The 14,918-nt window shown below is 62.0% G+C and carries 13 protein-coding genes; 5 read left to right on the top strand and 8 right to left on the bottom strand.

Annotated elements, in window-relative coordinates; translation table 11 throughout:
• Window positions 1–8: 8 nt before the first annotated feature.
• Window positions 9–503, bottom strand: coding sequence for a hypothetical protein (locus GM668_RS10020; protein WP_155438781.1), 495 nt, complete (start codon window positions 501–503; stop codon window positions 9–11).
• A 20-nt stretch (window positions 504–523) separates the two neighbouring features.
• On the opposite strand from GM668_RS10020, the gene GM668_RS10025 reads away from it, so the two are divergent.
• Both GM668_RS10025 and GM668_RS31585 read left to right on the top strand, forming a co-directional pair.
• Window positions 524–964, top strand: a complete 441-nt coding sequence (locus tag GM668_RS10025) for a methyl-accepting chemotaxis protein (RefSeq protein ID WP_371868673.1) — start codon at window positions 524–526, stop codon at window positions 962–964.
• A 176-nt stretch (window positions 965–1,140) separates the two neighbouring features.
• Entirely contained in the window at window positions 1,141–2,733 is a 1,593-nt protein-coding gene (locus GM668_RS31585) for a methyl-accepting chemotaxis protein (RefSeq protein ID WP_155438782.1), read from the top strand.
• A 322-nt stretch (window positions 2,734–3,055) separates the two neighbouring features.
• Here GM668_RS31585 and GM668_RS10035 read toward each other — a convergent pair whose 3' ends face one another.
• The 7 genes from GM668_RS10035 to GM668_RS10065 all read right to left on the bottom strand — a co-directional run bounded on the left by GM668_RS10035 (window position 3,056) and on the right by GM668_RS10065 (window position 12,109).
• Window positions 3,056–3,739 (bottom strand): helix-turn-helix domain-containing protein, encoded by a 684-nt coding sequence (locus GM668_RS10035; protein ID WP_170305567.1) that lies wholly within the window; start codon window positions 3,737–3,739, stop codon window positions 3,056–3,058.
• 154 nt (window positions 3,740–3,893) lie between these two features.
• Entirely contained in the window at window positions 3,894–4,523 is a 630-nt protein-coding gene (locus GM668_RS10040) for a helix-turn-helix domain-containing protein (RefSeq protein WP_170305568.1), read from the bottom strand.
• Between the two features lie 148 nt (window positions 4,524–4,671).
• Entirely contained in the window at window positions 4,672–7,044 is a 2,373-nt protein-coding gene (locus tag GM668_RS10045; protein WP_155438785.1) for a dockerin type I domain-containing protein, read from the bottom strand.
• A gap of 125 nt (window positions 7,045–7,169) precedes the next feature.
• Window positions 7,170–7,832 (bottom strand): PEP-CTERM sorting domain-containing protein, encoded by a 663-nt coding sequence (locus tag GM668_RS10050; RefSeq protein ID WP_170305569.1) that lies wholly within the window; start codon window positions 7,830–7,832, stop codon window positions 7,170–7,172.
• A gap of 19 nt (window positions 7,833–7,851) precedes the next feature.
• On the bottom strand, window positions 7,852–9,585 hold the full coding sequence (locus GM668_RS10055) for a hypothetical protein (protein WP_155438787.1): 1,734 nt from the start codon (window positions 9,583–9,585) through the stop codon (window positions 7,852–7,854).
• A gap of 16 nt (window positions 9,586–9,601) precedes the next feature.
• A complete protein-coding gene (locus GM668_RS10060) occupies window positions 9,602–10,636 on the bottom strand; it encodes a hypothetical protein (protein WP_155438788.1) in 1,035 nt (344 codons plus the stop codon).
• A 342-nt stretch (window positions 10,637–10,978) separates the two neighbouring features.
• A complete protein-coding gene (locus GM668_RS10065; protein ID WP_155438789.1) occupies window positions 10,979–12,109 on the bottom strand; it encodes a hypothetical protein in 1,131 nt (376 codons plus the stop codon).
• A gap of 556 nt (window positions 12,110–12,665) precedes the next feature.
• On the opposite strand from GM668_RS10065, the gene cysE reads away from it, so the two are divergent.
• The 3 genes from cysE to GM668_RS10080 form a co-directional block, all read left to right on the top strand.
• Complete coding sequence (gene cysE / locus GM668_RS10070) at window positions 12,666–13,487, top strand: serine O-acetyltransferase (protein ID WP_211923370.1); 822 nt, start codon at window positions 12,666–12,668, stop codon at window positions 13,485–13,487.
• A gap of 71 nt (window positions 13,488–13,558) precedes the next feature.
• Entirely contained in the window at window positions 13,559–14,452 is an 894-nt protein-coding gene (locus tag GM668_RS10075; protein ID WP_155438790.1) for a chlorinating enzyme, read from the top strand.
• Window positions 14,453–14,738: 286 nt separating this feature from the next.
• Window positions 14,739–14,918 (top strand): hypothetical protein (locus GM668_RS10080; RefSeq protein WP_155438791.1); only part of this gene is annotated, 180 nt, incomplete at its 3' end.

The following is a 14,918-nucleotide window of genomic DNA, read 5'->3' on the forward strand; positions in this document are numbered from 1 at the left end:
GTTTGCGGTTAAATCTGGCCGGCGGCGCCCCTACATGCCAGCTGTATTAAACAGGTGCCCGCCTGCCACGCCGCGGCGTCCGTCGGCCAGTTCTCCAGTAATAACTTATTCGAAAAATTCGCCCAATTCAAGGGAGTGTCGGCTATTTGTTGAAATTGACTAAATTGATCAAATTGTTTATTTTGGGAATTTTTCGTGCTACGATTTGTAACCAGTAAGCACGCCTTTCCCAAGGCAGGCGGTATTGATGTGCTGCCAGTACACCGCCCCATAGCCTCAACGACTACCTCATCTTCGTAGTCACTGCTTCCGCCCGCGGCCCAGACCCGCCGCTTCCCAATTGAGATGCCCTGGCTGCTGCGGCAGGCGGGAACCCGGATCAAAAAGGATTTGTCATGCAAGCAGAGCACGAGACGGCGCCGGTAGGCTGCCGCCGGTTGGTGACCGTGGACATAGGTGATTATCTTTTTGGCGTCGATATCGAGCGCGTACACGCGTTGCATGGCTTCGTGTCATCGACCCCGTGGCCAATGCACCAGACTTCGTCAAGGGGACGGATGCCGGCGCGACCATGCGCTCGATCGTGCACAGCGTGCAGCAGGTAAGCAGTGTCATGAATGAGATTGCCGCTGCCAGCCGGGAACAGGAAGTGGGCATCGAGCAGATCAATCAGGCCGTATCGGAAATGGATACGGTCACGCAGCAAAATGCCGCGCTCGTCGAGGAAGCCGCCGCTGCCACTGACTCGCTGCGGGAAATGGCGGCGCACTTGTCGACGACGGTCTCGGTCTTCAATCTCGGCGCCGTGCCGGCAGCGGCAGCGGCTGCGGGACCTGCACGCGCCAAGGCCAACGCCAAGCCGCCGCTTCGACTGGTGGCGGAGAAATTGCCCACTGCTGGCAAACCAGCCGCGGGCAGGAAAGGCCGGGCGCCTGCCGAATTGGCAGAGTGGGAAAGTTTTTAAAGGGAGAAACTCCGGCCAGCTGCGCTGCGCGCAGACCGGGCAGCGGCGCAGGTAGCCGGATGGGCCGTGACGCCGCTCCCGTTTAACAGCATCCCCTGTTGCCATAACAGCGCACGGCGGCTTGCTGGTGAGTTGCATATTTTTTGATATTTAATATGTCCTGGACATGGTGAGATATGAAACGATTTCATGATTTGCGCATCGCGACCAAGTTGATGGTTTCCTTTGGCATGATCCTGTTCCTGTTCATCGGCCTGGGGGCGTTTTCCATTGTGCAGTTGGCGCGTGTCAACCAGACCTCGACGGACCTGGAAGAAAACTGGATGCCCAGTGTGCGCGTGTTGCTTGAAATAAAGTACGACCTGGCACGCTACCGTTCACTGGAAGTGCAGCATATCCTGGCCACCGGCGAGGCTGAAATCAAGGAGTTCGACCAGCGCCTGGTGACGCTGGGCGGCCAGTTGTCCAAGCACCGCGCCGAATATGAAAAGTTGATCAGCGAAGCGTCGGAACGTGCGCTCTATGGTGAATTCAGCGGGCAAGTGGAGCGTTACCTTGCCGAGAGCGCCAAGCTGCTGGCCTTGTCGCGCGCAAACCGGAATGACGAGGCCAGCGCTGTCCTGCGCGGCGATTCCAGCAAAATGTTCCGCGCGGTAACGCAAACCATCGAGCAGCTGGCGGACATCAACGTTCAGGGGGGGATCGAAGCCAGCAAGGCCGGGGACCGGCTGTATGCGGAATCGCGCCTGTGGATCATTGCCGTGATTGCCGCCAGTTTGGTGCTGGGGGCGTTCCTGGTCTGGTGGCTGGCGCGCATCATTTCGATTCCGTTGAACCGTGCGCTGTCGGTGGCGCAGACTGTGGCGTCCGGCAATCTGGGCAGTGATATCGCGGTCACGTCAGCCGACGAAACGGGGCAGCTGATGCAGGCGCTGAAGGAAATGAACGGTAGCCTGCGCGATATCGTCGGCCAGGTGCGCCAGGGGACCGACGTGATTGCGGCAGCGTCGGGACAAATCGCCAATGGCAGCCTCGACCTGTCTTCGCGCACGGAGCAACAGGCCAGCTCGCTGGAGGAGACGGCCTCGTCGATGGAACAACTCACTTCCACCGTCAAGCAAAATGGCGACAGCGCCCGCCGCGCCAACGAGCTCGCTGGCAGCGCATCGCAGATCGCACGCCAGGGCGGCGTCGTGGTGTCGGAAGTGGTGACCACGATGGGATCGATCAGCGAATCAGCCGGCAAGATCGTCGACATCATCGGCGTGATCGACGGGATCGCATTCCAGACCAATATCCTGGCCCTGAATGCCGCGGTGGAAGCGGCGCGGGCGGGCGAGCAGGGCCGCGGCTTTGCCGTGGTGGCCAGCGAAGTGCGCAACCTGGCGCAGCGCTCCGCGGCCGCGGCGCGCGAAATCAAGGCGCTGATCAACGACTCCGTGGAAAAGGTGGGCGCCGGCAGCCGGCTGGTGGAGCAGGCCGGCAAGACAATGGATGAGGTGGTGGCCAGCGTGCAACGCGTGACAGCCATCATGGGGGAAATCAGCGATGCCGGCCAAGAGCAGGAAGCCGGCATCGAACAGATTAACCAGGCCATCTCGGAAATGGATTCCGTCACCCAGCAAAATGCGGCTCTGGTGGAAGAGGCGGCCGCCGCCTCGGCATCGATGCGGGACCAGGCCCATAAACTGCAGCAAGTGGTCAGCGTGTTCCGCCTCGATGGCGCCAGCGTGCGCCTGCCAAGGCATGCGGCGCTGCAGCTGACCTGATCACGGGCAGCGCTGGCCCTCTGGCAGTACAGGCACAGGTGCGCTTCGGACAGCCCCGGCAGGCGCTCGGCAGGGATCAGCGCACCGCAGCGGCTGCAACGGCCATAGCACTGGCCGTGCAGCCGTTTCCAGACCTGCCAAGGCAACTGCCAGCTTTACGGCAGGCTGCTGGCCAGGATAGTGGAAATGATGCTGAAACCACTTCTGTGAAATCTGGTTCGGGCGGTGAATTGGGCAGTGAATGCGCGTGCGCTGGGCGCTGGGCGGGTAAGGGGGACTGCCGTGCTGCTGCCTTCCGGCTGAGCCAGGATGGCGGCTCCATTCACAAGGCTTGCTGTGCGCGGCGAGCCTCACCGGTGTGGTAGTCGCCGCGTGCGATATCCCGCAAGCGGATGGCATCGAGCAGCGTGAAACGCCGGCGGAACACGGCCAGGCAACCATAGCGGATGAAACGTTGCAGCAGCCGGGCAATCGTTGCGTCGGTCAGGCCGAGATAATCGGCGATGTCCCGGCGCGAGAGACCCAGCTCGAAGGTAATGCCATCACCGCCACGCAATGCACAAGCCCAAGCGGTTTGCAACAGGAAAGTGGCGAGCTTCTGCTCTGCACGTGGCAGGCTCAGCATGAGATTCACAGACTGCTGGTGCGCCAGTGCTTTGCTCAGTAACAGCTCCATACGCCGCGCCAGCGGTGTGAAATTGCGTGCCGCTGCAACCAGTTGCGAGTAATTGAATTCACAGATGATGCTGGGACAATTGGCCTGTGCCGATGTCGCATGGACCATACTGCCGATTGCATCGCATCCCAGTATTTCGCCGCCAAACGGCAGCGCCGTGATGCGTTGTTCGCCTGCATACGAAACCTGGTAACACTTGATCTGGCCACTATGGACGGCGTACAGTTTGTCCTGCATGGGTTCGTTCATCTGGTGCAGTATTTCACCCCGCAACAGCAGACGCCGCCGTACGACCAATCGTTCGAAACCGGCGCATTCGCTGTCGCTCAAGCCTGCCGGCAGGCACAAGTCGCGCATGCGGCAACTGGCGCAGGAGATGGTGGACAGCGTGTTGTCCCTGGCAGGAGCGGAGCCGGACGGGATGCCGTTCGATGGCAGGCGCGGATGCGCGTTCGGCGGCGGCGGGCAGCAATACGAAGGCATGTTATCCGCCGTAGTTGAAGGGCATACCCTCTGCCATCACGCAGGACAAGCCGCGTGGATCACGCAACATAATTTCCCGCTCCGATGCGTCGATCAGTTGCATGAGCCTGAATTGCTTCAATAAGCGGCTCATGCTGGCAGGTGTAATGTCGAGGAAGTTTGCAATATCCTGATGCCGCATGGGAAGGCGGAAATGCCTTGATGCATAGCCGCGCGCGTCGAATTCACCCGCCAGGTCAAGCAGGAACGCTGCCAGTTTTTGCGGGGCGCTGGTGCGCCGCAAGTGCAGCGACACATGCTGTGCCCTTGCAATCGCCGTGCTGGCAAGCGCGTTGAAGTAGGCGGGGAAGGTGCGCATCAGGTCGTAGCTGATCACGCAGACCTCGCTATCTTCGAGTGCAGTGGCGGCCGACTGGTACCACTGCAATCCTATGCTGTCGAGCGCAAGCACGTCGCCGCTCATATGGAAACCGGTGATCCGCTGCCGGCTGCACTGGTCGGCGCGGGTATGTTTAAAGCTGCCGAACCGGACGATGAAGACCGCCCTCTGCACGACCTGGCCCGCGCTGTACAGTGCCATATGGCGCGCCACGGCGACACGGCGCGGAACCAGCTCGTGGCCGTCGCACATGGTCGCGCCGGCGGGCAGGCAGCATTGCCGAGCGCGGCAATATGGACAGGGTGTAGCCGCCACGCCGGATGGGAGGCAGTGCCTTGGCCGCTGCGCGGACGGTGTGGCGATACTTGTGCTGGGCATGGCTAAGAAACGCTTGGTCACGCTAGCGCGCACCGCAGCCCGCGACAGTACACAGGTTCACCATGCGCCGCGCATCGAGCACAGTGATCACGCCATCGGCATCCAGGTCGCAGGCAAGGCCGCAGGCCGAGGCATTGACCGTCAGGTTGAGGTCGGCCAGCAAGCGGGCGACATCGCGCTGGTCGACGACACCGTCATGTGTCACGTCACCCATCAGCAACGGAAGCAGCGGCAATGGCGCCATCACCATGCCGATCGTAGGCGTGCCGATGGGGATGGTCTTCACGATGCGTCCGGTCAGCGTCGACAGGACAACCACCGAGCGGTCCGTCTCGAAGGAAACATAGGCGCGCGTACCGTCGGGTGTGAGCGCAATTTCCTTCGGCCCGTTCAAGCCGTTCAGGCCGGTGCTCCCGGTCACGGTCAGCGTCGTGGTGTCAATGGTGTCGATCCGGCCCTGATAGGCGCCCACCCATACCGAGAGTAAAGCCTTCTTGCCGTCGGGCGTCAGGGCGATGCCCTCCGGCCGGTTGCCGGTGGCGATTCGTCCTGCCATCGCCTGGCCGATGGTATCGACCACCGCAACGTTGTTGTGGTCACGGCTGACGACATAAACGCGGTCTCCCCCTGGGCTGGCTGCCAGATGATGGGGGCCGTCGTCTATCGCCACCGATCCCAGCACGCGCAGTGCCGGAGTCGAGACAGTCAGCAGCTCGCCGTCATCGGTACTGACATACAGTCGTCGTCCATCCAGGCTGGACACGATGCCATCGGCAAAGCCGCTGGTGCCAAGGTCGAACTGCGTTACCGTCCTGGCGCCGGTATCGACCACCGCCAGCGCATCGGTGGCGCCAATGAGCCGTGCGGGAATGGTCAGGTACAGCCGGTCGCCGGATGGGGACTGGGCCATGGCAGTGGGCACATCGGGAAGCGTGAGCGTAGCCAGCACATCATGTGTGGCGGGATTGGTAATGAGGAATGAACTGCCTACTACCGAGTACAGCTGCCTGCCGTCCGGGCTGATCGCCAATGGGGAGCTGCCGCGCAGATTGTCGTCGAACGCGATGTTGGTGCCGGCATCGATTACTTCGGTCAGGGCATTATCGCGCTGGGTGACGTAGACATGGCATGCCGGCACATCGCAGGCGCGCCTGGCGAGCGCGGAGACCTGGAAACTCATGGTGGTGGACTGGTCGTCTGCCGGATAGCCGGGCGTTCCGCCATCGTCCGTTACGGTGACGGTGATGGTGGCCTTCCTCACGGCGCCTGGTGCGGCGCGGTAGTGCAGCGTTGCCGTGCTGTCGCCCGGATGATAGATCAGCTCGGGTGCTGGGATGACGGCTGTGTCGGAACTCACCGCACTCAGGTGCAATGCCTGCATTTCTCCGTCAGTGCCATCACCGATGCCGGTCAGGGTCAATGTACGCACGCCGTAAGCCGCTGTGATGGGCGCCTGCGCCGGCAGCGCGTCGATGGTTGGGGCGCCCGGTGGAACGAAGGGAATGCGCGTGTGGACCAGATGCACGATTGTGCCGCTGCTGCTGGCATCGATCCGGTCGTACCGCGACGGCGGCAACACGCCGCTGGCGCTGTTCATGCCATTGCTTACGCTCAGCGTCACGCTTGCGCCGCCGGCGCTGATGGTCCTGGTCATCGGCGCGCAGGTGGTGGGACTGGGACAATACAGCCCAGTTGGCCAGAGGCTGTCGCTGTTGTTGAATGTGGCGTCTCCGCCAGGGATATTCAGCGTCTTGTCGACCGAAACAGTGTGCTCAGTCGTCGTCACCTGGGCGAGACCCGAAGCGCCGCTGCTGGCGGTGCGGAAAAATGCATGCACATAGCTGTCGGCGGACTTCCTGACTTCCAGCAGTTTCGGGCCGAACACACGGCCGTCGAATTTTTGTATCCACAGGTCCGCGTAGTCACTGGAAAGAAGGGGCGATGTATATTGCATGCCCACAAAATAAATGCCTGGCGTGAAGTCAAACAGACGGTCGAAGTTGCCGCCGTCGTCAGAACTGAAAGTGATCTTGACGCTGACCGGCGAGACGATCTGGAACTGCGCATAGCTTACATTCTTCGATTCATTGACACCCATGGGTATCAGGCTGTCCGTAAAGCCAGCCATGCTGCCGGAGGTGATGGCAAACGGCTGTACGACGCGGCTGGTGGAACGTATGTTGACGGTAAGAGGACCGTCGGGCAGGGGCGGAGTCACCTGTGCATAGGCTGCAGCGTCCAGCAGCAAGGCACCGGCAACGACCGCGCTCCAGCCCCTCTTTCCACGGAAAGTGCGCGGGAAATTGGCATCCCGCGGCAATTTCGGCAGGGTCCCTGTTGCACAGAACCGCATGGCAAGGTGCAGGCTGGCTGCCATTTCGATGAGGGTTCTCATGATGCCTCCAAACGTGGTGATGGCCGGGACTGAATGGCAGGGAAAGCAGCCGTGGCTTGCCTGTCAGTTCATCGCGCATCGAATTCGCCGCGATTGTGCCGCGAACGCCCAGGCAGCCCCGCTGCTCATGGGCCGGGACGTTTCGTGGCGCTGCGGCGACACACGCGTCCGGCGATGGCGGCACTCACCAGCCCCAGCAGCAGTAACGGACCCGTGCCGGGCTCCGGTATGGTGAGCTGAAGCAGCGCGTCCGGCACATCGGGCAAGCGGTTGCCGGCGCCGTCGGCCAGTACGGCCATGCGTGTGCCGATGTTGGTCGTCATGTCGACGAAACCGGGATTGTAGGCATATAGCCCCACGGTCGCGAGGTGGAAGCTGTTGCCCTGTAATTCGTCGAGATAGGGGCCGGTGCAAAAACTGCAGCCGGCAGCGCTGGTTTCCAGCAGTGAAACGGCGCTGATGTGCAGCACGCCGGGCGCAGTCAGGGCCATCGAAGCCAGTGCTTCACCGGCCGCCACGTTGCCCAATGCCGGACCCCAGCCGGCGGGCGCAATGTCGATTTTCTGGAAGGCTTGCGGATCGAATTCCAGGTCCATTTCAAACGCCCCCAGCGTCCTGCCGGGGGCACCGGATGTCAGGCCGATCAGGTTGATGTCAATGAACACGTCGTCGAACCGGTGTATCAGCAAGCCCGATTGGGGAAACAGCGAAAGGGCCAGTGCATGGGCCGGCGGGACGGGCATTGCCATGCATAGCAGCATGGCCAGGACGAGCAGCGATTTTTTCATGGCAGTTTCTCCTTGGGAGTCAGCGGGCACATTGGGTTTTGCTGCACAGCAGGACCAGGCGGCGCGCATCGAGCACGGTGATACGGCCGTCGAGGTCGAGGTCGCGCGGGTCGCCGCCCGCCGTGGCGTCGGTGTCCAGGCCGCTCAAAATGATGTCCAGGTCGTTGCGGTCGATCCTGCCGTCGCCGTCCAGGTCACCGGTCGCATGCGAGGGCAAGGTATAGCTCACCGCCAGTTCCGAATAGTCGACCATGCTGTCGTCGCCGATGATCAGGTCGAGGTGGCCGCTGGCCAGCACGCCAAGCAGGTTGCGGTAAACGTCGGGCGCCGGCGCCTGCGAGCCGCCGGGGCCGCCGGTGCTGTCGCGCAGGCGCAGCGGCACCTTGGCCAGGTTGAGGTGCACCAGGTAATCGACGCCCGCCCGCGGTTCCGCGCCCAGCAGGTCGCGCAGCGCAATATATGGCAGGAACGGTTGCAAGCCGTCGCATTGCGCGGTCGGAGCGCAGGGTTCGCGCTCAGCCTCGGTGGCGGATACCGAATCGTTGTAAAAAATGACGTCGTTTTTCACCAGGCTGTTGGTACCTCGCAGGCGCAGCGTCACCGTGGCGGCGGTGACTTGCGCCAATGGCGGCAGCGCCAGCACATGTGTCAGGCCGACGGGACGGTCGCTGCCGCCGGTGTCGAGGCCGGCACCGCCGTGCTGGCCCAGCTGGCCCGCGAAATATGCCAGCACGCGCTGGACGCGGGGCGACGTGTAAGCATGGTCGGCAGTGTCGCCGGCGTGATAGCCGTCGTCGTCGCCGATACGGTTGTCGGTGAACCGGCCGGCATCGCCGGACAGGCCGTGGAAGCCCGTCAAGCCCTGTGCCTCTTCGCAGGCGCCCAGCGCGGCGCCCATCCCGGACCGGTCGTTCAGTGCCGCATTCCAGAAGCATTTGAATACTTCTTCCGAACCGCCGATCGGCAGGTTCAGGTTGCCGCCGATGTAGGTACGGGCGCCGGCGCCCATGATGGCCGGTTCCAGTGGCGCGTTATGGACCTGGCACGAATTAAAATACAGCAGCTTGCCGGCCAGCGTGCCGGCCGGCAGCGTGGCGAACCAGCTATTGGTCAACATGCCGTCGGCCAGCTGGATACCGTTCGGGTTGCCGTGGCCGATGTTGCCCAGCGCTTTCAGGCGCGGCGCCAGCAGGTAGTTGCGGATGTCCTGCACGCCGGCGGCACTGCCCAACAGGACGTCGCACGCATAGCCGGCAGCGGCGCCCAGCTCGCAGCCGCGCCGGACGCCGGCCGCGGCGGTGGCGATGAAGTCGACCGGGGTCTCGAACAGCATGTCGGCATCCTGGACCGTGAACGTGCCCGGCTCGAGATCGCTTTCCCGCTGCTGGTAGGCGGTGTCGACCGCGCTTACCACGTAGCCGGGGGCCAGCGTGATGCGGGCCGTATCGGCCTGGGAAATATTGGCGTGCGCCAGGTAGACCACCAGGTGCAGCGGTATGCCGTCTGGGGCGAACTGGACGCGTATCCTGGCCAGCAGATATGGCGTCGTACTGTGCTCCAGCAGCGTAGTGCGCACGATCCGTTCGACACGCACGCGGTCCAGCGCGGGAAATGCGGGATGGCTTGAGGGGAGGATTTCGACCCGGGTATCTTCATTGGCCGCCCATGCGGGCGGCGCAAGCAGCAGAACGGCCAGCAGCATGCTGCATGCAGCCTGCAATGCTGGGTGGAACAGGGATGCGGATGTTGGCATGGCTGGCTCCTTGGGGTTAGCCGTCGGCGGGACGAGCGGGTGTCACTTCGGCGTGCGGACCGTGCAGGGAAAAACGGTATGGCGCCGGGATCAACAGCGCGGCCTCGCGGTAGTAATAACGTGGTGCGGGCGGCACGTCTCCGCTGACGATGCTGGCGGGCCACAGCCGCTCGCCACCGGGGGCTTCGCGCATGCCGACCAGGTAAGCCGGGTACAGTTCGGTGGCGGCCATGACCGGCTGGCCGCGCAGCTCCAGCTGGAACGTGCGTGTTTCGGACGGCAGCAGCAGCGTCGCGGCCACCGTGGCGGCATGGCCGGCGGTGGCGCGCCGGCCGTAACCATCGGCGTGCGCCGTGCCGCTGTAAATGGCCTGGCCTTCGACGCTATGCCCCGTGGCGCGGAACAGCCGCTGTGCGGGGGAGCCTGGCGGCCCGGCCACGGCGTCGGTAAAGCACAGCCGGAAAAGCACGTCATGCAGCGCAACGTTGCCATTGTTGCGCAATCCGATTGCCATGCGCAGCACGTAGGCGCCGTTTTCCAGCGCCACCGTGTAGCGCGAGCGGATCTGCAGTCCCAGCACCTGCTGCAGGCCGGGACCGGCCATCAACCGGTCTGGTGAACCATAGTAATTGCCGTAGCCCGTCATCAGCCAATGGCGCGCCGGGATGCTTGCCTGCCACCGGTAGGCCGGTTCAGGGCCTTCATGCCGCAGTGGATCGCCTGGCGAGATCTGCGGCAGCTTTGCCATTTCCATTTCCACGCCCGCCGCCGCGAGCGACAACGCCGGCGCGGCGTCCGCGCCAAACGCCGGCCAGAAGCGGCCTTGGCGGTCCAGCTCGGCGGGGAAGGGGGAACTGATCGCCGCGCCGGCCGCATGAAGCGCGGGGTTGGCCACTGCCGTGCCATGGTGCAATACGATTGCGCCGGCGCGGCTTTGCAGCAAATCGCGTTCGGCCACTTGCGCTGTCGTAGGGCGTACACCCAAGGCAGCCAGCATGGCGCAGGCCAGATACAGAATGCGTTGACGCGGTTTAGAGGGCTTGTATCGCATGACGGGCTCCAGGCATGGAGGGAAGATGCAGTTTCCATGCCTATCGCTGTCGGCTGGGGGGCACCATGCGCCTGGCAATACGCCCCTGGCAGCGCTCCGCCGGTTGGCAACTTCACCGACACCGCTGGCCGGCTCGGTTCAGCTTGCCAGCGCCGCCAGTTATGGGGGCAATGCGGGGCGTGCTAACGAGCCGGGCGCCCCAGGGGGCCGGATCGCGTGGCCGCGCAGTGGCCAGCGAGTGTATGAAACGCTGACATGGATGCCGGCTATCGTCGCCGCGCTATCGGCAGCGGCAGTGTTATGGCGGGCGGCGCCTCGTTTGGGGCACGGCATGCCATGTGTTTACAGCAGCGGCTGTGGCCGGAACTTCATGGCGCCTCGCGGCATAGTGGATGGGCAAATCAGGCGGCGTAAGCTGTTTGCCCGCAATAGCGCCAGGCCGGCCAGTACCATGAGCCACGCCTGAGGCTCGGGTATCGCGGCGGGAGTAAGCAGCAGGGCCTGGCAGCCGGAGCCGTTGCATCCCCACGCGGCGATTTGATGCCGGTCGTTGATGCCGCGCGCGCCGGTGATGGACCAATTTCCCGGCCCCTCGACCAGGGTATTCAGATCAAGAAGATGTCCGTCCGTAAACAGATATCCGGTACTTCCGCCGGTTTGCCGCCTCTCGGTTCCGACCACTTCGCCCCAATTGTTGATGTCGTAGCCGACACTGTCATTGAACGGGCTTCCCAGCAGGCCGATATCGGCCACCGCGCCGCCGGAAAAAATCACCGAGCGATCGTGATAACCGCCATTAATCTGCACCAGGGAATATCCGACCGCATCTTTCCGGTCATTGACGGCGTTGGCGCCGCTGACCGGGCTGCCGGGCAAGGTATCCAGTGCGGTGATGGTGCCATTTTCGTAGCGCACGGCGCTGGCCTTCCCCAGTTCGGAAGTGTCTGACATACCTACCGCGACGCCGGCATCGTTGATGTCATTGGCCGAACTTCGGCGGCCGCCCAGCGTGGGCAATCCCTGCATGACGCCGTTCGCGTAGATAAAGCCGAAGGCATACTGGTTTGGATAGTCGAATGGACTGGTATCGATCATGCCGGCCACCATGCCGCGATTGTTGATCGCATAGCCATAGCCGGTTTGCTGGCCCAGCGCGCCCAGCGTTGTTGTGGCGCCGTTCTTGTAAATGAAGGGCTCCGCGTGGCCGAAGCCGGAGTAAACCGTGCCTGTCACCATGCGGCTATCGTTGATGCCTCCGACTTCGACATAATTGCCGGTAAGGCTGCCAAGATTCGTCAGCACACCTTCACTGAATATAAATGCGTTGCCGGCGATGTCGCCGGCCTGGTTGATGGAGAGGCCAGCGTAAGCGGTCCCGGAAGCGCCCGTGGGTGTGATGGTGTAGCGCTGCGCCGCCTGGATGTTCAGCGCGGGCAATACGAGGGCGAGTAGCCAGCAGGCGCGAAAGTTCATGAGGTTTCTCCTGAAATGCAGACTGGATTGGCCTGTTACGTGCTCGATCTTGTCAAACACGGGCAGCGCAAGGTTTGCGCCCGCTCAAATGTGCGTGCTGTTTTCAGAGTGAAGCGCGTAGCACCATCCTGCGCAGTTTCGCCATGCCGCCCGGCCAGTTGCCCGCCTTGACGACGCCGCGCTGGCGACCTTCAGCCTTTTCCCTTTTCGCGTCATCGCTGGTCGCCTGTATAGACATTTTCCTGTGCGCGGCCTTGGCCGGCGCAGGTTTTTCTACACAGCGTCCTCTGAATTTTATTCGTTAAAAACAGAAATTTCCCATTAGACAGCGCTGTCTTAGCTGTGGTTACAAGCCATTAACTATTAAAGTAAAAGCAATGTTAAATAAGTGTTAATACGGTATACACACGATCGGCATTGCAATATAATTAATTAGAAATCGCATAAGCTTATTATAAAAATAATTTCTCACGCCTGCCGCGCATTGGCGCCAGGCCGATGCCGGACATGCGACCGACTGCTTGATGGCTCATGGTTTGCTCTTGAAAGAGGCGAAATGACGGTGATATTGGACGACGTTGCTTATGGTGCCGGCTTGATGGCCAGACAGAACAGGATCTGGGATCAGATGCGGGCCGAATTGCAATTGCTGGGTTCAAGCGAACCCGCCGCGCAGGCGTATTTGCACAGCATTCTCGGCGCTGCCGCCGATTTCCAGTCCGCGCTGGCGGCGCTGCTTTCCCACCATTTATTCAGCACCGGGCACAACGGCGAAGCCTATCCGGACATCGTCGGGCGCATCATCAGTCAATGCCGGGAGCTGTGTGATGCAGCGGCGGCCGATCTTGAAGCGTTCTGCGAACGCGATCCCGCTTCGCAGGGTGTACTGCAGGTGTTCTTTTTCAGTAAGGGCTTCCTTGCATTGCAGTCGTACCGCGTCAGCCATGTGTTGTGGCTGCGCGGCCAGCATCTGTCGGCCCATATGCTGCAAATGAAGACTTCCCTGGTATGCGCAGTCGATATCCATCCTGCCGCCCGCCTGGGCCAGGGCATCTTCCTTGACCACGCGACGGGACTGGTGATCGGTGAAACCACCGTGGTCGAGGATGAGGTATCCATCCTGCACGAAGTCACGTTGGGCGGCACCGGCAAGCATCGCGGCGACCGCCATCCGAAAATCCGCCGGGGCGCGCTGCTGTGCGCCGGCGCAAAAATCCTTGGCAATATCGAAGTGGGTGAGGGCGCCAAGGTCGGCGCCGGCAGTGTTGTGCTGCGCGATGTCCCTGCCCACATGACCGTGGCCGGCGTTCCCGCCAGGACGGTTGGTTTTTCCCGCCTGAATGCGGCGATCGAAATGGATCAGGCACTCAATGACTAGGCCGTGCCGCGCCCGCGCAATACCGATGTAACGCAGTTTGTTTTTGTTAAATCATTCGAGGAGATATACCGGTGGCTGAATTTTCTTTATCGCAAGAAGAAATTGATTTTTTCCATGCAAATGGTTACCTGAAGCCGTTCAAGGTTTATGAAAAAGAAGAAGCGGAGGAAATGTGGGACAACATTTTCGAAGAGCTGGTTAGCACGGAAAGCAAGATCTACACGCCCAACAAATACCATTATGACCGCCATCTTGACTTGAATTTGCTGACGGATCACGCCACCAATCCCAAGATCATCCACCGGCTCGCCAGCCTGATGGGCAATGACATCTTCTTGTGGCGTACCGAAGTGTTTTCCAAGTCCCCGGGCGACAAGGGAACCGAATGGCACCAGGTGGAAAACTTCGCCTATGCCAACAATAAGGTGCCGCAATTGATCCCGAATGAGAAAAGCGAGTGGGGCATCGTCTTGACGGTCTGGACTGCGTGGACCGAGTGCACCAAGGAAAACGGCTGCCTGAAATTCCAGCCCGGCACGCACAAGCGCATGTATTTCGATGAGAGCAAGACGTTCGAAAAGAATTTCGACTACGACAGCACCGGTTTCTATGGCTATACCTTCGCCGACCTGAAATACGACAAGGATTGGGAACCCAATGAGGACGACGCCGTTTACATGGAAATGCAGGCCGGCGAGGCCGTCATCTTCACCACCCGTTGCATCCATGGTTCCGCCCCGAACACCAGCACGGATTCGCGCCGCTACAGCACCAACGCGCGCTACGTGAAAGGCAGCACCCAGATCTTCCCAGGCATGACCAGCGTGACTGACCACGGCGAACACTACAACCTGGACAAGTACGCGTCCGTGCTGGTTGCCGGCGAAGACCGTTTCGGCCACAACAAGCGGACCGACGTCAATCTGAACGGCCATCAATTCCGCCACCACCGTATCGGCGGCTAATTCCCCGGCGCCCAGCATCCCTTCGCCGCAGCCGCCAGCGGGATGCTGGGATACCGGCGCCACAACGCCATGCTTGACATCGACGTGATCCACCAATAGCACCGATGAAATCGAACCCAGGCCGCCACAGGGCCGGCCACGGGCCATAGCGCCCGCAGTGCCGCTGCGGCTTCAGGCCGGCATCAGACAACGATACAGAACATCAGGCTGCCGGCCCCTGCCGGCGGCCAGGGACCCGTGCGCGCTCAAGGCCACGCCGGTGCGCCGCAAATTTTGAAGGATAGGTATGACTCTGGTAAGGAATAACAAGCACATGCTGGACGAGGAAATTTGTGCCGCCGCCGCGAGCACCCTGCATGACAGCGTGCTCGCAGGCGCTGCCGCGCGCGGGGCCGCCATTGCCGTCATCGACAGCGCGACCGGCCGCCAGCACAGCTACGCCGAGCTGGCGGCCGGTCGCGCTGTC

The sequence above is a fragment of the Pseudoduganella ginsengisoli genome, assembly GCF_009720865.1.
Lineage (GTDB): Bacteria > Pseudomonadota > Gammaproteobacteria > Burkholderiales > Burkholderiaceae_D > Rugamonas > Rugamonas ginsengisoli.